The 17405-nt window shown below is 61.0% G+C and carries 14 protein-coding genes; 4 read left to right on the top strand and 10 right to left on the bottom strand.

Annotated features, from left to right (window positions below; all coding sequences use genetic code 11):
- Positions 1 to 59 precede the first annotated feature (59 nt).
- Both AB4O16_RS13935 and AB4O16_RS13930 read left to right on the top strand, forming a co-directional pair.
- Entirely contained in the window at positions 60 to 1856 is a 1797-nt protein-coding gene (locus AB4O16_RS13935; protein WP_460157929.1) for an acyl-CoA dehydrogenase C-terminal domain-containing protein, read from the top strand.
- Between the two features lie 242 nt (positions 1857 to 2098).
- On the top strand, positions 2099 to 3877 hold the full coding sequence (locus tag AB4O16_RS13930) for an acyl-CoA dehydrogenase C-terminal domain-containing protein (protein WP_460157928.1): 1779 nt from the start codon (positions 2099 to 2101) through the stop codon (positions 3875 to 3877).
- Between the two features lie 227 nt (positions 3878 to 4104).
- Here the strand turns inward: AB4O16_RS13930 and AB4O16_RS13925 are convergent, their stop codons facing one another.
- Positions 4105 to 5034, bottom strand: a complete 930-nt coding sequence (locus AB4O16_RS13925) for a LysR family transcriptional regulator (protein WP_460157927.1) — start codon at positions 5032 to 5034, stop codon at positions 4105 to 4107.
- A 169-nt stretch (positions 5035 to 5203) separates the two neighbouring features.
- Between AB4O16_RS13925 and AB4O16_RS13920 the strand changes: the two genes are divergently transcribed.
- Positions 5204 to 6475 (top strand): aspartate aminotransferase family protein, encoded by a 1272-nt coding sequence (locus tag AB4O16_RS13920; RefSeq protein ID WP_460157926.1) that lies wholly within the window; start codon positions 5204 to 5206, stop codon positions 6473 to 6475.
- A gap of 180 nt (positions 6476 to 6655) precedes the next feature.
- Complete coding sequence (locus AB4O16_RS13915; RefSeq protein ID WP_003228885.1) at positions 6656 to 6814, top strand: YqaE/Pmp3 family membrane protein; 159 nt, start codon at positions 6656 to 6658, stop codon at positions 6812 to 6814.
- A 130-nt stretch (positions 6815 to 6944) separates the two neighbouring features.
- Here AB4O16_RS13915 and AB4O16_RS13910 read toward each other — a convergent pair whose 3' ends face one another.
- From AB4O16_RS13910 to AB4O16_RS13870, 9 genes are all read right to left on the bottom strand, one after another.
- A complete protein-coding gene (locus AB4O16_RS13910; RefSeq protein ID WP_460157925.1) occupies positions 6945 to 8771 on the bottom strand; it encodes a S9 family peptidase in 1827 nt (608 codons plus the stop codon).
- Positions 8737 to 9873: a pyrroloquinoline quinone biosynthesis protein PqqE gene (gene pqqE / locus AB4O16_RS13905; protein ID WP_460158060.1), complete on the bottom strand. Its 1137-nt coding sequence runs from the start codon at positions 9871 to 9873 to the stop codon at positions 8737 to 8739. Before pqqE ends, AB4O16_RS13910 begins: the two co-directional genes overlap by 35 nt.
- A 7-nt stretch (positions 9874 to 9880) precedes the next feature.
- The gene (gene pqqD / locus AB4O16_RS13900) at positions 9881 to 10156 is read right to left on the bottom strand and encodes a pyrroloquinoline quinone biosynthesis peptide chaperone PqqD (protein ID WP_020796019.1); all 276 of its coding nucleotides are present in this window, start codon (positions 10154 to 10156) and stop codon (positions 9881 to 9883) included.
- The gene (pqqC, locus tag AB4O16_RS13895) at positions 10153 to 10905 is read right to left on the bottom strand and encodes a pyrroloquinoline-quinone synthase PqqC (RefSeq protein WP_160388422.1); all 753 of its coding nucleotides are present in this window, start codon (positions 10903 to 10905) and stop codon (positions 10153 to 10155) included. The genes pqqD and pqqC overlap by 4 nt, the downstream gene beginning before the upstream one ends.
- 127 nt (positions 10906 to 11032) lie before the next feature.
- A complete protein-coding gene (gene pqqB, locus AB4O16_RS13890; protein ID WP_160388421.1) occupies positions 11033 to 11944 on the bottom strand; it encodes a pyrroloquinoline quinone biosynthesis protein PqqB in 912 nt (303 codons plus the stop codon).
- Positions 11945 to 12025: 81 nt separating this feature from the next.
- The gene (gene pqqA, locus AB4O16_RS13885; RefSeq protein WP_003444522.1) at positions 12026 to 12100 is read right to left on the bottom strand and encodes a pyrroloquinoline quinone precursor peptide PqqA; all 75 of its coding nucleotides are present in this window, start codon (positions 12098 to 12100) and stop codon (positions 12026 to 12028) included.
- 159 nt (positions 12101 to 12259) lie between these two features.
- Complete coding sequence (gene pqqF / locus AB4O16_RS13880) at positions 12260 to 14689, bottom strand: pyrroloquinoline quinone biosynthesis protein PqqF (RefSeq protein WP_160388420.1); 2430 nt, start codon at positions 14687 to 14689, stop codon at positions 12260 to 12262.
- A 48-nt stretch (positions 14690 to 14737) separates the two neighbouring features.
- The gene (locus AB4O16_RS13875) at positions 14738 to 15532 is read right to left on the bottom strand and encodes a carbon-nitrogen hydrolase family protein (protein WP_160388419.1); all 795 of its coding nucleotides are present in this window, start codon (positions 15530 to 15532) and stop codon (positions 14738 to 14740) included.
- A 12-nt stretch (positions 15533 to 15544) separates the two neighbouring features.
- Positions 15545 to 17227, bottom strand: coding sequence for a flavin monoamine oxidase family protein (locus tag AB4O16_RS13870; RefSeq protein ID WP_160388418.1), 1683 nt, complete (start codon positions 17225 to 17227; stop codon positions 15545 to 15547).
- Positions 17228 to 17405: the final 178 nt, after the last annotated feature.

Raw genomic sequence — 17405 nt, 5'->3', positions numbered from 1 at the left:
TGATTGTGAGGCGTGGTCGGCAGCAGTAGGTTGGAGAAATCTGCCGACGGAGAATGACCATGCCCGAATACAAAGCTCCCTTGCGCGACATGCGCTTTCTGATCGACCACGTCTTCGACTTTCACAGCAACTACGCCGCGCTGGGGGCCACCGATGCCAGCCCGGACATGGTCAACGCGATCCTCGAGGAAGGGGCGAAGTTCTGCGAAAACGTGCTGTCGCCGCTCAACCGCAGTGGCGATGAAGAAGGCTGCCATTTCGACAATGGCGTGGTCACCACGCCGGCGGGCTTCAAGCAGGCCTTCGCCCAGTATGTCGAGGGCGGCTGGCATGGCCTGGCGGCGGATCCGGCTTACGGCGGTCAAGGCTTGCCGATCTCTCTTGGTCTGGTCATCAGCGAGATGGTCGGTTCCAGCAACACCTCATGGGGCATGTACCCCGGCCTGACCCACGGTGCGATGTCGGCGATCCACGCCCATGGCACCGAGGAGCAAAAGCGGACCTATTTGAAGAAGCTCACCGCTGGCCAATGGACGGGCACCATGTGCCTGACCGAAGCCCATTGCGGCACCGACCTGGGCATCATCAAGACCCGCGCCGTGCCTGCGGCCGATGGCAGCTATGCGATTTCCGGCAGCAAGATCTTCATCTCCGCCGGCGAGCACGACATGAGCGCCAACATCATTCACCTGGTGCTGGCCAAATTGCCGGACGCACCAGCCGGGACCAAGGGCATTTCGCTGTTCATCGTGCCCAAGTACCTGCCCGATGCGGCGGGCGAAGCGGGCGAGCGCAATGGCGTGTCCTGCGGTTCGATCGAACACAAGATGGGCATCAAGGCTTCGGCCACCTGCGTGCTGAACTTCGACGAGGCCAAGGGCTTTTTGATCGGTGAGCCGAACAAGGGCCTGAACTGCATGTTCACCATGATGAACCACGCGCGGCTGGGCACCGGCATGCAAGGTTTGTGTCTGGGCGAGGCGAGCTTCCAGGGCGCGATCAAATACGCCAACGACCGTTTGCAGATGCGTTCGCTGACCGGCCCGAAAGCGCCGGAAAAAGCCGCCGACCCGATCATCGTGCACCCTGATGTGCGACGGATGTTGCTGACCATGAAAGCCTTCAACGAAGGCAACCGCGCGCTGACCTACTTCACCGCGCAGTTACTCGACGTTGCACACTCGAGCCCGGATGAAACGGCGCGTCAGGATGCCGAAGACTTGCTGGCGTTTCTCACACCGATTTGCAAAGCCTTCATGACCGACACCGGGCTGGAGGTGACCAACCACGGCATGCAGGTGTTTGGCGGCCATGGGTTCATTCGCGAATGGGGCATGGAGCAACTGGTGCGCGACTGCCGGATCGCACCGATCTATGAGGGCACCAACGGCATCCAGGCGCTGGACTTGCTGGGGCGCAAGGTACTCGGCAGCCAGGGCAAGCTGCTGCGCGGGTTTACCAAAATCGTCCACAAGTTCTGCGCGGCGAACGCCGAACATCCGCAACTGGCCGGGTATGTGGCGCAGCTCAATCAACTGAATCAACAGTGGGGTGAGTTGACCACCAAGATTGGTATGGCGGCGATGAAAAACCCGGACGAGGTGGGTGCCGCCTCGGTGGATTACCTGATGTACAGCGGTTACATCGTTCTCGGGTACCTGTGGTTGCGCATGGCGCTGGTGGCACAGGCGCAGCTCGATGCGGGCAGCGGCGATGGCGACTTCTGCAGGGCCAAACTGGCGACCAGCGAGTTTTACTTCAAGCGTCTGTTGCCTCGCACTGCCGCTCATCGGGCAGCCATCGAAGCGGGCAGCGATTGCCTGATGCAGTTGCCGGCGCAGATGTTTGCGCTCTGACATCGCCCTCTGTAGGAGCGAACTCTGCTCGCGATGGTCGTCAACGAAAACGCGTAAATCCAGATGCCCGTGGCGTCTTTGGGTTTTTCGCGAGCAAGCTCGCTCCTACACATTCAAATGACTAAAAATAACAAAACGGTCATGAGCTGACCCTATGTGTCGCAAAAGTTGTTGAGGTACACTCCGACCCAACGAAAACACTCTTCCTGTGAATCACCTGTATAGATCTTGCGAGGTTTGCCATGGCTGACTACAAAGCGCCCCTGCGCGATATGCGCTTCGTCCTCAATGAAGTTTTCGAGGTCGCCAAACTCTGGGCCGAACTGCCTGCACTGGCTGAAACCGTCGACGCAGAAACGGTCGAAGCCATCCTGGAAGAAGCCGGTAAAGTCACCAGCAAAAGCATCGCACCGCTGAGCCGTGCCGCCGACGAAGAAGGTTGCCATTGGGCGGACGGTGCCGTCACCACGCCGGCAGGTTTCCCACAGGCCTATCAGACCTACGCTGAAGGCGGCTGGGTCGGTGTCGGTGGCGATCCGGCCTACGGCGGCATGGGCATGCCCAAAGCCGTTTCGGCCCAGGTCGAAGAAATGGTCAACTCTGCCAGCCTGTCGTTCGGTCTGTATCCGATGCTGACCGCCGGCGCCTGCCTGTCGATCAATGCCCACGCCAGCGAAGAGCTGAAAGCCGCGTACCTGCCGAACATGTATGCCGGCATCTGGGCCGGTTCCATGTGCCTGACCGAGCCACACGCCGGTACGGACCTGGGCATCATTCGCACCAAGGCCGAGCCTCAGGCCGACGGATCCTACAAGGTCAGCGGCACCAAGATCTTCATCACCGGTGGCGAACACGACCTCACCGAAAACATCATCCACCTGGTGCTGGCCAAGCTGCCGGATGCACCGGCGGGTCCGAAAGGCATTTCGCTGTTCCTGGTGCCGAAGTTCATGGTCAATGCCGATGGCAGCCTGGGCGCGCGCAACCCGGCCAACTGCGGCTCGATCGAACACAAGATGGGCATCCAGGCGTCCGCGACCTGCGTGATGAACTTCGACGAAGCCGTGGGTTACCTGGTCGGCGAGCCGAACAAAGGCCTGGCGGCGATGTTCACCATGATGAACTACGAGCGACTGGGCGTCGGTATCCAGGGCCTGGCCACGGGCGAGCGCTCGTACCAGAACGCCGTGGAATACGCCCGTGACCGTCTGCAAAGCCGTTCGCCCACCGGCGCGCAGAACAAGGACAAAGTGGCTGACCCGATCATCGTCCACCCGGACGTGCGTCGCATGCTGCTGACCATGAAAGCCTCGAACGAAGGTGGCCGTGCGTTCTCCACCTACGTGGCGATGCAACTGGACACCGCCAAGTTCAGCGAAGACGCCGTCACCCGCAAGCGTGCGGAAGACCTGGTGGCATTGCTGACCCCGGTGGCCAAGGCGTTCCTGACCGACCTCGGCCTGGAAACCACCGTACACGGCCAACAGGTCTTCGGCGGCCACGGTTACATCCGTGAATGGGGCCAGGAGCAACTGGTGCGTGACGTGCGCATCACCCAGATCTACGAAGGCACCAACGGCATTCAGGCGCTGGACCTGGTCGGGCGCAAGATCGTCGGCAGCGGCGGGGCGTTCTACAACCTGTTCGCCGACGAGATTCGCCACTTCACGGCAACCGCCAGCGCGGACCTCGGCGAATTCACCAAACCGCTGAACGACGCAGTGACCACTCTCGATGAGCTGACCGCGTGGTTGCTGGATCGGGTCAAGACCAATCCGAACGAAATCGGCGCGGCGTCGGTCGAGTATCTGCAGGTCTTCGGCTATGTGGCTTACGCCTACATGTGGGCCCTGATGGCCAAGGCGGCTTTCGGCAAGGAAGCGCAAGACGATTTCTACGCGAGCAAACTGGGCACGGCGCGCTTCTATTTCGCCCGTCTGCTGCCGCGGATTCACTCGTTGAGCGCATCGGTGAAGGCCGGTAGCGAGTCGTTGTTCCTGCTGGATGCAGGACAATTTTGATGAAGTAATGCTTTGTAAGCATTCTCTTACATAACGTGCTGCTGTTCTCCCATAGAAGCAAATTGGATCCACAGCTAATCTACTTCACATGGACGTAGCGCAGGAAGCGCAAAGCAACAACAGGGACACGTAGGATTCTGCCAGGATGGCGGAGTGAAATGGATGTCAGGGAAACAGTCTGCAAAGCCCCGCTTCGGCGGGGTTTTCTTTTGCCCGAAGAAAAGTTTCTAGCTCAACCCGTCCAGAGCCTGCGCGCTGCTCATGCGCTGCCCCGGGCCATTTATCACCTCTTCCAGCAATGTCCGCAGCAAGGCCAGCGAGGCCTGCTGGCGTTGCACATCCCGACAGACCAAACCGACTTTCAGCGGCACTCGTGGTTCGCTCAGGGGTTTCCACAACAGTTCGTGGTTGCCATGGGTCTTTTGCGAACGTCCGGGCAATACCGTCGCCAGGCGCGTGTGCGGCAGGCTGTCGAGGATGCCGGCCATGTTGTTCAGTTCGGCCTGCACCTGTGGGCGGCGCCCGAGGCTTGCCAGTTGGGCCTGCCAGATCTGCCGTATCTGAAATTCCTCACCCAGCAGCAACATCGGCAGCTCGGCGGCCTGACTCATGGAGACTTTCTTGAATTCACGCAGCGGGTGCTCCGCCGGGATGACCAGGGTCAGTTCATCTTCGTACAGCATCACGCCATGCAAGCCAGGTTGGCGCGGCGGCAGGTAGCTGATGCCGATGTCCAGTGAGCCGTTGAGCAGTCGTCGCTCGATTTCCAGGCCGGTCAGCTCATAGATCTGCACTACAAGGTGCGGCTGCGCCTTGCGCACCCGCTCGAGCATCTGCGGAACGAGGCTGGTATGCACGGTCTGCAAGACACCGATGGCCAGGGTGCGTAGCGCTTGCCCCTTGAAGTTGCCGAGCGCTTCCCGTGCCCGTTGCAGGCCATCGAGCAAAGGCAGCGCGTGGTTGTACAGCGTATGGGCCGCGAGGGTCGGCAGCAGGCGTTTGCTGCTGCGCTCGAACAGGCTCACGTCGAGATTTTGTTCGAGTTGGCGGATCTGCTGGGACAGCGCCGGCTGGGAGATCGACAGGCGCTCGGCGGCCCGGCCCACGTGGCCTTCTTCATAGACCGCGACGAAATAACGCAGTTGCTTGAAATCCATAAGTATTGCTTATCGAAAATGCTGGGAAATCGAAATGGCTGAATGCCCCGTCCGAGCTTAGTCTAACCGCATTCACAGGGCTTACAGGGCCACAGAGCGCGATGAATACCCTTTGCTTCGATGGTATTTACATAGGTAAGGCAAAAAACCTCAAAAGAGGTTTTTCCAGATGAATCTGTTCAGTCTGCGTCGCAGTCCTCCCAGTCTTGATGATCTGGTGCTGGAGGCTTTCCTCCCATCCCCGTCCAGCGAGTACTTGATGCCCAGTGTCGAGCGGCCGAAACAGGTGTTTGTGCGTGGCCAGGGTTCGTGGTTATGGGACAGCGATGACCGCGCCTACCTGGATTTTTCCCAGGGTGGCGGGGCCAACAGCCTCGGTCACAGTCCTTCGGTAGTGGTCAATGCAATCGCGGCCCAGGCTCAATCGCTGATCAATCCGGGTTTCGGCCTGCAAAACCGCGGCATGCTCGGCCTCGCCGAACAACTGTGCATCAGCACCGGCAGTGATCAGGCCAGCCTGCTCAATACCGGCAGCGAAGCCTGTGAGGCAGCGATCAAACTGGCGCGCAAATGGGGTCAGCAGCATCGCGGTGGTGCTTCGCGAATCATTGTGGCCAACAAGGGTTGCCATGGCCGTAGCCTGGCGACGATTTCGGCGTCGGACAGTTCGACGTTGACCAACCGGTTCGAGCCGCAACTGCCCGGCTTCAGCCATGTCCCGTTCAATGACTTGCCGGCATTGCATGCGGCCGTGGATGAACAGACCGTCGCGATCATGCTCGAACCGATCCAGAGTGAAGCGGGCGTGATCCCGGCCACTGCGCACTATCTCAAGGGCGTTGAACGCCTGTGCCGTGAACTCGGCATTCTGTTGATCTTCGACGAAGTGCAAACCGGCATCGGCCGTTGCGGCAGCTTGCTCGCAGAACAGTCCTGCGGCGTAACGGCGGACATCGTCGTGCTCGGCAAAGGCCTGGGCGGCGGCGTGCCATTGGCCGCACTGCTGGCGCGCGGCAAGGCCTGCTGTTTCGACATTGGCGAGGTGACAGGTACGCATCACGGCAATGCGCTGATGACCGCAGCTGGGCTTGCGGTGCTCGGCGCGGTGCAGGACAAGGCTTTGCTCAAGCACGTCGCCGAAACCGGTCAGCACCTGCGCGAAGGCCTTGGACGCCTGGCCCATCGTTACGGTCACGGCGAGTTGCGCGGTCAAGGGCTGCTCTGGGGGCTGACGCTGTCGGACGATTGCGCTGACGCGGTAGTCAAGGCGGCGTTGTACGAAGGCTTGCTGCTCAATGCCCCGCAACCCGACTGCCTGCGCTTTACCCCGGCGTTGAATGTCAGCAACGCCAACATCGATGAAATGCTCCTGCGCCTGGCGCGCGCCTTCTCCCGAGTACGCACCGCGCAATTGCAGTGCCGCAAAGGGATTGCCGTCTGATCCGACGCGCCTCACACAGTTTCCAGAACCGTCTCGCGGTCATACGCACGCCCCACGCCCGACAATTTTGGCGTGGGGCGTTTTTTTGGTTCGGCAGAAGAGGGACTGAACCCTGACAAACGGCGCGGGTCGATTAGCTGTAGGGCTTGAACGAGCCCACCCCAATCAGGAGCTGCCCCCATGGACTTTATTCGCATCATCATCGCCATCCTGCTGCCGCCACTGGGCGTGTTCCTGCAAGTCGGATTCGGCGGCGCGTTCTGGCTGAATATTCTGCTGACGTTGTGCGGTTACATTCCGGGGATCGTGCATGCGGTGTACATCATCGCCAAGCGCTGAGTTTTTGTGGCGCTAGATAAATTGCTTTCGCGGGCAAGCCCGCTCCCACAGGTTTTGTGGCGTGCACAACCCTGTGGGAGCGGGCTTGCCCGCGATGGGGGCGCCATCATTTCGGCAATGAGCGCTGTCTTCAGTCCACTGAATCCATCACCCTCCGATAAAACAACCACTCCTGCTCCAGTGCATGGGCCTGATTGCCGGCCTTGCGAAAGCCATGGCGTTCGTCCGCGTAGTAGTGCGCTTCGACGAGTATGCCGTTGTCCTGCAGCGCAGAAACCATGTCGCGGGTCTGTTGCGGGACGACCACGGCATCCAGTTCTCCCTGGAAGAAGATCATCGGCACGCGGATGTTGCCGGCATGCAGCAGCGGCGTGCGGGCCGCATAGCGTTCGGCATCAAGCAGCGGATCGCCAATCAGCCAGTCCAGATAGTCGCTTTCGAATTTGTGGGTCGCGCGCCCCAGCGCCACCGGGTCGCTGACCCCGTACAGACTGGCGCCGGCGCGGAATACGTTGTGGAAGGCCAGGGCGCAAAGAGTGGTATAGCCGCCGGCGCTGCCGCCGCGGATGAACGCTTTAGTGCCATCGATCAAGCCACGCCCGGCGAGATGGCTGACCACCGCGCAAGCGTCTTCGACATCCACATCACCCCAGCTCAAATGCAGCGCCTGACGATAGGCCCGGCCATAACCGCTGCTGCCGCGATAGTTGAGGTCAGCCACGGCAAAGCCCCGCTGTGCCCAGTACTGGATGCGCGGATCGAGCATCGGGTAGCACGCCGACGTCGGTCCGCCATGGATGAACACCACCAGTGGCGGTTTCGCCGCGCCGGTCATCGCCGGGTAGAAGAAACCATGTGCTTCGCCTGAGCCACTGGGGTAGCGCAAGGTTTGCGGGCGGCTGATCTGTTCGGCAGCAAGCGGTGCGATGCCGCCGGCCAGCACTTGCACGTGCCGGCTCTGGCGCTCGATGGCGATGACGGCAGTTGAGCTGACAGGCGACGCCGCGATGCAATAGATGAACCGCTCATCCACCGCGAGGTGGCGGAAGCGGCTGTAGTCGCCGGTGAAGTCAGCGCTGGAGTCGCCGCGTATGCCCAACTGGCCGAACCCGCCTTCGGTCCAGCTGGCCAGGTAACTGTCATCGCCCAGCGGTAACCAGGTGCTGCCGCCGAGTTGCCAGGGCGCGGGGCCATGGTCGGCGGCGGCACTTGGCAATGGACTCAGGCCATCTGCGGATTCCTTCCATGGCTGCCAGTAACCGGCGCGGTCCGTCAGGCAATACAGGCGACCGCCGGCATCAAACCGTGGTTGTTGCACAGACTCTTGAACGCTGTCACCCGCCACGCAGCGAGCTTCGGCAAACCCGCCATTGGCCAGGCGTTCGGCAACCATCAAGCGGGTCGCCGTCCACGGTTGATCCGGACGACTCCATTCGATCCAGGCCAGGCGCCGGGCGTCAGGGCTCAGCGTCGGCGCGGCATAGAAATCAGCCCCTTCGGCCAGCAGGTGACGTGCGCCATCGATCAGGTCGATTGCCACCAGCCGGTGTTGATTGTGATGTTCCTCGACCGCCAGTACCTGCCCATTGGCGAACTGTAGATCGCCATAACGGCACGCACCGGATGTCAGCTTTTCCGGCGCTTCGCCTTGCAGTGATTGCCGATACAGTTGCTGATCGGCCTCGCTGACGAAAACGATACCGTCGTCCGTCAGGCAAAACGCTCCGCCGCCATATTCGTACACCCGACTGCGCACGCTGAAGCCCGGTGGCGTCAGGCATTTCGCTGCGCCTTCATGCCAGCGCCAGATCCGGCACGCGGCGTCTTCGGGTCGGTACTCGTTCCAGAACAGGCCATGGCGACCGACCTGCAGTTCGGCAAAGTCGATCCCGGCGGCCACGGCTTTGGCCGCGCTGAAAGGTTCAGCTTTTGGCGATGAGGCGTGAGTTTCGTTCATTGCGAAAGGCCAGTTGGTCGATGGTCTGGGTCGCGTGTTCGGCTTCTTCGCGAGCCTTGAGGATCACGCCGTGTTGTGGCGATTTGCTGCACACCGGGTCGGCGTTGCTGGCGTCACCCGTGAGCATGAACGCCTGGCAGCGGCAGCCGCCGAAGTCTTTTTCTTTCTCGTCGCAGGAGCGGCACGGCTCGGGCATCCAGTCATAACCGCGAAAGCGGTTGAAGCCGAACGAGTCGTACCAGATGTGCTGCATGCTGTGGTCACGCACGTTGGGAAACTGCACCGGCAACTGTCGGGCACCGTGACAGGGCAGGGCGGTTCCGTCTGGCGTGACCGTCAGAAAAATACTGCCCCAGCCATTCATGCAGGCTTTCGGACGTTCTTCGTAATAATCCGGGGTGACGAAAATCAGCTTGCACGGATGCCCTTCGGCTTCCAGTTTGGCGCGGTATTCGTTGGTGATGCGTTCGGCGCGCACCAGTTGCTCTTTGGTCGGCAAAAGCCCGACGCGATTGAGTTGCGCCCAGCCGTAGAACTGGCACGTGGCGAGTTCGACGAAGTCCGCCTCCAGGGCGATACACAGCTCGATGATGCGGTCGATCTGGTCGATGTTGTGCCGGTGGGTCACGAAATTCAGCACCATCGGATAACCGTGGGCTTTCACCGCCCGGGCCATTTCCAGTTTCTGCGCAAAGGCCTTTTTCGATCCGGCCAGCAGATTGTTCACCTGCTCGTCGCTGGCCTGGAAACTGATCTGGATGTGATCGAGACCGGCCTTCTTGAAGTCGCTGATTTTCTGCTCGGTGAGGCCGATGCCGGAGGTGATCAGGTTGGTGTAGAAACCCAGCTTGCGGGCCTCGGCAATCAACTCGGCGAGGTCCTGGCGCACCAGCGGTTCGCCACCGGAAAAGCCCAGTTGCGCGGCGCCCATTTCCCGCGCCTCGCGGAACACCTTGAGCCATTGTTCGGTGCTCAGCTCTTTGCCTTGTTCGGCGAAATCCAGCGGATTGGAGCAGTACGGGCATTGCAGCGGGCAACGATAGGTCAGCTCGGCGAGCAGCCACAGCGGCAGGCCGATTTCCGGTTTGGGCGGTACTTGCACCGATGAATCAGGCAAGTTCGATCCAGTGCTGCGCACGGGCAACCTCCATGAATTGCTCGATGTCGTCACCGAGCTCGGGCACGCCGGGGAACTGCTGGTCGAGCTCATTGATGATCGCCGCGACATTCCGTTCACCGTCAATCAAGCCGCCGATCAGGGCGGCGCTTTCGTTGAGCTTGATCATGCCCTCCGGGTACAGCAGCACATGGCCTTTTTGCGCCGGCTCGTACTGGAAACGGTAGCCAGGACGCCAGGTCGGGGTCTTGCTGCGATCGAAACTCATAAGGTGATTCCTTTGTGCCAGACCCGTTCCCCGGTCACGCTGTGATACGGCGGGCGTTTCAGTTCGTAGGCCATGCTCATGGCATCGAGCATGCTCCAAAGAATGTCCAGTTTGAACTGGAGAATTTCCAGCATGCGCTCCTGGCCGTCGCGGGTGGTGTAGTGCTGCAACGTGATTGCCAGACCGTGCTCGACATCGCGCCGTGCCTGGCCCAGGCGGGTGCGGAAATACTCGTAGCCGGCAGGGTCGATCCATGGGTAATGCTGGGGCCAGCTGTCCAGGCGCGACTGATGGATTTGCGGGGCGAACAGTTCGGTCAGCGAGCTGCTGGCGGCTTCCTGCCAGCTGGCGCGACGGGCGAAGTTGACGTACGCGTCCACGGCGAAGCGCACACCGGGCAGGACCAATTCCTGGGAACGCAGTTGGTCCGGGTCGAGGCCCACGGCCTGGCCCAGACGCAGCCAGGCTTCGATGCCGCCGTCTTCACCGGGTGCGCCGTCATGATCGAGCAGGCGTTGAATCCACTCGCGGCGGATCTCGCGGTCAGGGCAGTTAGCGAGGATCGCCGCGTCTTTGAGCGGGATGTTCACTTGATAATAAAAGCGGTTGGCGACCCAGCCCTGGATCTGTTCGCGGCTGGCCCGGCCTTCGTACATCGCCACATGGTAGGGGTGATGGATGTGGTAATAGGCGCCCTTGGCGCGCAGGGCCGCTTCGAATTCGGCGGGGGACATCGGGGTGTCGGTCATTGCGGTTCTCCGGTGTACATCCGGTGGATGCTTTGGTGCTTGTTCGGACGCCATCGCGAGCAAGCTCGCTCCCACAAGGGAATGCGTTCAACTGTGGGAGCTGGCTTGCCAGCGATAGGGCCCTCAGCTACAGCACAATACTCATGCCGTCATACGCCACTTCAACCTGGCGCCGATCCAGCTCCGCCCGCTGCGGCGAATCCTCATCGAGAATCGGGTTGGTGTTGTTGATGTGGATAAGCACCTTGCGCTGCTCGGGCAACTGTTCGAGTACTTCGAGCATGCCGCCGGGGCCGTTCTGCGCCAGGTGGCCCATCTCCCGACCGGTGCGGGTGCCGACGCCACGGCGTTGCATTTCATCGTCGTCCCACAGCGTGCCGTCGACCAGCAGGCAATCGCTGCCGGCCATGATTTCCAGGAGCGCTGCATCCACCTTGCCCAGCCCCGGCGCATAGAACAGCTTGCCGCCGGTATTGAGGTCTTCGACGATCAGGCCGATGTTGTCGCCCGGGTGCGGGTCGAAACGGTGCGGCGAGTACGGCGGCGCGGCGCTGCGCAAAGGCAGCGGGGTGAAGCGCAGGTTCGGGCAGGCGGGGATGGTGAAGCTTTGATCGAGCTCGATGCGGTTCCAGTTCAGCCCGCCGTTCCAGTGGGTCAGCATGTTGAACAGAGGGAAGCCGCTGCTCAGGTCTTCGTGGACCATGTCGGTGCACCAGACTTGATGCGGGCACCCTTCACGCAGCATGAGCAGGCCGGTGGTGTGGTCGATCTGGCTGTCCATCAGGATGATTGCGCCGATCCCGGTGTCGCGCAGGGCACGGCCCGGTTGCATCGGGGCGAAGCTCTGGAGTTGGGCGCGGATGTCCGGGGAGGTGTTGCACAGCACCCAGTTCACGCCGTCATCGGAAATTGCGATGGACGATTGCGTCCGCGCCGTGGCCCGCAGGCTGCCGTCGCGAAAGCCTGCGCAGTTCACGCAGTTGCAGTTCCACTGGGGAAAACCGCCGCCGGCAGCGGAACCTAGAATCTGGACAAACATGGGTGCTCCATCATTTCAACGCTGAAAATAAAACGCCTCGGATAACCGAGGCGTTGTGCTGCACATCTGCCAAGGCAGAGATTAGCGGCTGGCGAAGTACATGGTGACTTCAAAGCCGATACGCAGGTCGGTGTAAGCAGGTTTGGTCCAGGCCATAAATCGAACTCCTTCAGGTAAGGGTGGGACAGCGCTATCTATAGGTATAGTCCACCTAAAGTCAGAGATGTTCCAGATAGTTAGGTTGCTATGTTACTCAAAATTTCAAAGAGATTGCCCGTGAAACTTTGAGAAAGCTCCTTACAAACCCGGTAATGATCATTTTGCCGCTTGCCATGGTGCGCCCGGTGCAGGGCTGTTGGCCAGGCAGCGCCAGCCGCCCTCGGCCTGTTTCAATCGCTGTGCGGCGGCCAGCAGTTCGGCGCGTTCGATCAGCAGGATTGCCTCGGGTAATTGCGTCAGGTAATCCGACGAACGGCCGGCCAGCTTGCCCTGCCAGAGCAATTCCGCCGCTTGGGCGGTGGGCAATGCAGCGTGGGAAAACTGCTCGGCCAAGGTCAGGCGCTGGGCGATCAAAGAGTTGTCGTCGATGGCATTGATCAGTGCCGGCAGATCGCTGAGGAATTGCTCGATGTGTTGCAACAGTTCCACCGGGGCCACGTTCGGCGATTGCACGCCGAACAGCAACCCGGTTTGCCCATGAATCTGGCGCAGGGCGCTGAACACGGCATAGCCCAGTTGCAGCTCCACCCGCAGGCGCTGGTAGAAGGGCGTCTGACAGAGGTGTGCCAGCAAACGCGACGCGGCTTCGTCGGCGATATCTGCGCTGGCTGCAGGGCAAAACAGCAGCAGCGCGTGCTCACTGGAGCCGCTATCGACAGTGTTCCACAGCCGTTGTGACGGGATCGCGCGAGGCGGGGACAACTGACTGTCCGGCGTGCCGGGGATGCGGCTCAAGGCCAGTCCCATGGCCGCTTGAGTCTGTGCCGACAACCCGATGGCCAGCCCGTCCCACCGTGCACTCGACCAGAGTTGCTGCAGGTTATTGGAGTTCGTGGTGTGCCCGAGACAGTGATCGGGCAATGCCTTGAGCAGTTGTCGAATCGGTATCAACGCAACGCTGGTCGATTCGGCTTGTGCGACAGCGGCATCAGGATTTGTCAGTTCTTTCAGCGCCTGCTCGAGGACGCCGGGCATCGGCTCCTGTAGCCCGTTCAGTTTCAGCAGCCATTCGTTGCCCGAAGCGCTGAAGGAAAAATCCACACCGGCCTGACGCGCGTCTTCGCGCAGCGGTTGCAGGGTTTTTTCCAGTTTTGACTGGAGGCTGCTCCCGGGAGTCGAGTCCAGGCGCCAGCGCAGATAAATCGCGCCTTCTGGGCTGTTGTCCGGCCATGCCTGGCTGAATTGCATCGGCGAGCGTTCGCGGCGGCTGCGCGAGCGATCCTGGGCAAAGGTGCGCAGGCCGCGGTGGGCGCTGGTCTGGCCGCGAATCAATCCCGCATTGGGCGCTGCTGCTTCGGCGCGCAGGAACGGGTTGGGTGTGGGCAACTGCCATGGGCCGCTGAAGTTATCCACAGCGCCGATTTGTTTGAGCACTTGCTCGAGGGCTGTAACGCCTTGCCCGGATAACCCGACTTCGCGTTGCTCACTGTCCTGTCGGGCCAGTTGCAAGGCACTGCCGACTTGCTGCTGGCGCTGGAGCAGGGCGGCGTATTCTTCGCGCAATCGGCTCCAGTCTTGCCGGGCGAAGAAACCCAGCCAATCCATCAGGCGTTCGCGAATCCCGGTTGCCGCAGAGTGGGCGGGCAAGGTGAACTCGACGTGCAGCAAGGCTTGCCCGACGAATTGATACAGCGACTCGGCCTTGAGTGTTTCCGCCAATCCACGCTCACGCAAATCCGCCAGCAAACCGCCCGGCTTCTCGGAGTTCAGCCAATGACACAGGAACAGCAGTGCTTCGGCGCAGGATTCGGGCAGGGCCTCGAGGGCAAACAGCAGATCCAGTCGTCGTTCGCCAGCCTGTTGAAAACTTGAGTCCGAGGTCGTCATCAGCGGCGCGGGGGATTGTTGTGGGGCTGTTTCACCCTGGGCAAGGGCTTGGCCAAATGCCTCGGCCATCACTCTCAAATCATCGACACTTTGCGGACCGGCCAGGCTCAAGGTCATCTGCCCCGTCTGGTAGAACCGCTGATGAAAATCCTGCAATGCCTGCTGAAATTCGGCTTGCGGCACCGGCAGGCTGTCCCGATTGCCGGCATGGAAACCTCGCAGCGGATGAGCTTCGCAAAGCCCATCGAACAATGCCTGCTGTTGTTGCGCTGCCGGATCCTGCGACCACGCGATAAATTCAGCGTGCAACACTTCCCGTTCCCGCTGTTGATCGTCGGGATTCATACGCGGATGGGCGAGCATGTCTGACAGACGCTGCAGCCCACCGGCAAATGCCTGGGGCGGCAGCTCGAAAAAGTAATCCGTGGTGCGTTCGCTAGTGCGGGCGTTGACCTGACCGCCATGACTCTGCACGTAGGCCATCAACCCTTGCCCCGTGGGAAAACGCTCGGTTCCCAGAAACAGCAGGTGCTCAAGGAAGTGCGCCAGCCCAGGCCATGCCAGCGGCACATCATGGCTGCCCGCAGCGACCCGCAACGCGGCTGCGCAGCGCTTCAGATTCGGGGCATGACGCAACGTCACCCGCAAGCCATTGGCCAGGGTTTCAGTGTGGGGGCGAGGGTGATTCAGCGCGGGCATGGGCACTTCCAGAACAGTGAAGTGCCAATGCTAGCGGATAACGGTGGATCAGCGCTTGTTCAGGTCGCCGTAAAGCTCGGGGCGGCGATCGAGGAAGTAGCGATTGGCGGCGCGGGAGTCGAGCATCAACTGTCGATCCAGCTCACCGACGATCAGGGCTTCATCCAGACCCGCCTGGGCGATACGGTTGCCATCCGGCGCGGCGATGCTGCTTTGGCCGCAGTAGTGGATGTCGCCTTCTTGCCCGCAATAGTTGGCGTAGGCCACATAGCACTGGTTTTCGAAGGCGCGGGCGCGGACGGTGACGTCGGCGATAAAGTCGTAGGGAATCATGTTGGCGGTCGGCACCAGAATCAGCTCTGCGCCGGCCAGGGCCAGGCGTCGGGCGTTTTCCGGAAATTCCAGGTCGTAGCAGATCAGGAAACCGAGCTTCCAGCCGTTGAGCTCAACGATAGGGAAATCGTCGGGACCTGCGCTGAACATCGAGTGATCCAGATCGCCGAACAAGTGAGTCTTGCGGTAGTTGCAAAGGCGCTCGCCATTGGCGTCGATCAACTGCACGGCGTTGTAGATCTGCCCGTCCTCGGTGCGCTCGGGATAGCCATACAAAATGGCGATCCCGGTCGCCTTGGCTATGCGCGCAATCTGCTGCGCCGACTCACCGTTGTACACCTCCGCCAACACGCTGACGGCATCGACGCCGATGTTGTAGCCGGTCAGGAACATCTCCGGCAGCACCAGCAGATCGGCGCCTTTTGCCTCCAGTGCAAGCTGCTGCAAGCGATGCAGGTTGCCAGCGACATCCAGGGGCAACGGTGGACATTGGTAAAGGGCTACGCGCATTTCGGATTCCTCTTACTCGGGCAGGGCGATCGGACCGATCTCGTTGAATACATCTCCTGGACCCGGATTCTCGGCGTGAGTTGCACCGCCGAAGTGTTTCATGATGCCCCACACCGCGTTGAGCGAGGTCTGCACCGCGCCTTCGACCCAGGCCGGCGTCCACGAAACGTCGTCACCGGCGATGAAGATCCCGCGCTGTTCGGCCGGCATGTCGTCCTGCATGAAGTGTGCGTACATGCGCTGGTTGTAGCGGTAGTGGCCGGGCAGGGCGCCTTTGAACGCGCCGAGGAAATGCGGGTCGGCCTCCCACGAAACGGTGATCGGGTCACCGATGATGCGCGCGGCGATATCGACTTTCGGGTAGATCTTCTTCAACGCATCCAATGCCAGTTTCACGCGTTTTTCCACCGGTTGCGGGAGCATTTTCAGCGCGTCGCTCATCCACGAGTACGACAGGCAAATCACTCCTGGTTTGTCGTCGCCGTTGTCGAACAGGTAAGTGCCACGTGTCAGGCGATCGGTGAGGGTCATGCTCATCAGGTCGCGACCGGTTTCCGGGTCTTTGTCTTTCCAGAACGGGCGATCGACCATCACGAAGGTTTTCGACGACTGCATGTAGCGGGTGCGGTCCAGGGCCATCCACATCTTTTGCGAGAACAGGGTTTCGTCGCATTCGATCTGGGTGGTCAGCAGCCAGCTCTGGCAGGTGGTCAATACGGCAGCGTATTCGCGGGTGTCGCCCCAGTTGTCGGTAACGGCGAAACGGCCGTCCGGTGCGTGGGAAATTTTCTTCACACCGGTGCGCGGTGCGCCGTTGTGCAAGGAGCTGAGGCTGGTGCCCGCCGGCCAATGCGCGCAACGCTCCGGCACATGGCGCCAGATGCCTTGTGGCACCTGCTCCACGCCGCCGACCACCAGGTGCTGGTGATCGTCGCAGTTGGTCATGACCACGCGGAAGATTTCCAGCATCGAGTTGGGGAAGTCCGAGTCCCAGCCGCCGGTGCCGAAACCGACCTGGCCGAACACTTCGCGGTGATGGAACGAGAGCTTGGCGAAGGCCTTGGAGGTGGCGACGAAATCGTAGAAGGTGCGGTCGTCCCACAACGGAACCAGGGTGTTCCACAGCTCTTTCAGACGTGGCACGTCGCGGTCGCGAATGGCTTGCTGGATGTCGGAGAACTGCGAACCGGCTTCCAGGGCATCGGCCCAGGCGTCAGCCACTTCCTGGAACAGTGCAGGAAGATCCGACAACTTCTGTGCGTAATGGGTCTGGCCTTCGAGGTCGATCACCGTGCTGCCCGACGCGGGCGTCAGCGGGTTGGGGAAGGGTTTGGTTTCCAGGCCGAGCTTGTCGACGTAGTGATAGAACGCGGTGGACGACACCGGAAAACGCATTCCGCCCAGTTCGGCAACGATGCCTTCGGCGCCATTGAACGCCTGGGAACGCAGGCGGCCACCCATTTTCGAGGCTTCGTAGACGACCGGTTTCAGGCCCAGTTTCATCAGCTCATACGCTGCCACCAGGCCAGCAATGCCGCCGCCGACAATCGCCACTTCGGCACCGTGATTGTGCTCGGGAATGCTGCCCAGGCCGGCCGGGTGTTCGATCCAGTCGTCGAAGGCGAAAGGAAAGTCCGGGCCGAAAATGGTGACTGGTTTCTTACCGTCTGCAGGATGGCGATTGTTCTTGTTCATGGCTGACCTTGCTGGCGACCCGACGCGGAATGCGCATCTGAGTATAGGAAAAGATGCCAGCCATTCTAGAGAGCACAGAACACGTTAATAAGACGCAAAGTGTCGTCGTTTTGCCATTTTATTGGTCAATATGACGATCTGGTAATGCACACTGTCCCCTGTGGGAGCGAGCCTGCTC

It is taken from the genome of Pseudomonas sp. S2_H10 (assembly GCF_054668285.1).
The sequence above is the reverse complement of the archived record's forward strand: the minus strand, read 5'-3'. Positions and strand labels throughout refer to the sequence as shown.

What these genes read in the sequence shown, in the direction of transcription:
- pqqB (WP_160388421.1), bottom strand. Translation starts at nt 11,944, where the DNA reads ATGTTTGTCCAGATTCTAGGTTCCGCTGCCGGCGGCGGTTTTCCCCAG.
- pqqC (WP_160388422.1), bottom strand. Translation starts at nt 10,905, where the DNA reads ATGACCGACACCCCGATGTCCCCCGCCGAATTCGAAGCGGCCCTGCGC.
- AB4O16_RS13875 (WP_160388419.1), bottom strand. Translation starts at nt 15,532, where the DNA reads ATGCGCGTAGCCCTTTACCAATGTCCACCGTTGCCCCTGGATGTCGCT.
- AB4O16_RS13925 (WP_460157927.1), bottom strand. Translation starts at nt 5,034, where the DNA reads ATGGATTTCAAGCAACTGCGTTATTTCGTCGCGGTCTATGAAGAAGGC.
- pqqF (WP_160388420.1), bottom strand. Translation starts at nt 14,689, where the DNA reads ATGCCCGCGCTGAATCACCCTCGCCCCCACACTGAAACCCTGGCCAAT.
- AB4O16_RS13870 (WP_160388418.1), bottom strand. Translation starts at nt 17,227, where the DNA reads ATGAACAAGAACAATCGCCATCCTGCAGACGGTAAGAAACCAGTCACC.
- pqqD (WP_020796019.1), bottom strand. Translation starts at nt 10,156, where the DNA reads ATGAGTTTCGATCGCAGCAAGACCCCGACCTGGCGTCCTGGCTACCGT.
- AB4O16_RS13930 (WP_460157928.1), top strand. Translation starts at nt 2,099, where the DNA reads ATGGCTGACTACAAAGCGCCCCTGCGCGATATGCGCTTCGTCCTCAAT.
- AB4O16_RS13935 (WP_460157929.1), top strand. Translation starts at nt 60, where the DNA reads ATGCCCGAATACAAAGCTCCCTTGCGCGACATGCGCTTTCTGATCGAC.
- AB4O16_RS13910 (WP_460157925.1), bottom strand. Translation starts at nt 8,771, where the DNA reads ATGAACGAAACTCACGCCTCATCGCCAAAAGCTGAACCTTTCAGCGCG.
- AB4O16_RS13920 (WP_460157926.1), top strand. Translation starts at nt 5,204, where the DNA reads ATGAATCTGTTCAGTCTGCGTCGCAGTCCTCCCAGTCTTGATGATCTG.
- AB4O16_RS13915 (WP_003228885.1), top strand. Translation starts at nt 6,656, where the DNA reads ATGGACTTTATTCGCATCATCATCGCCATCCTGCTGCCGCCACTGGGC.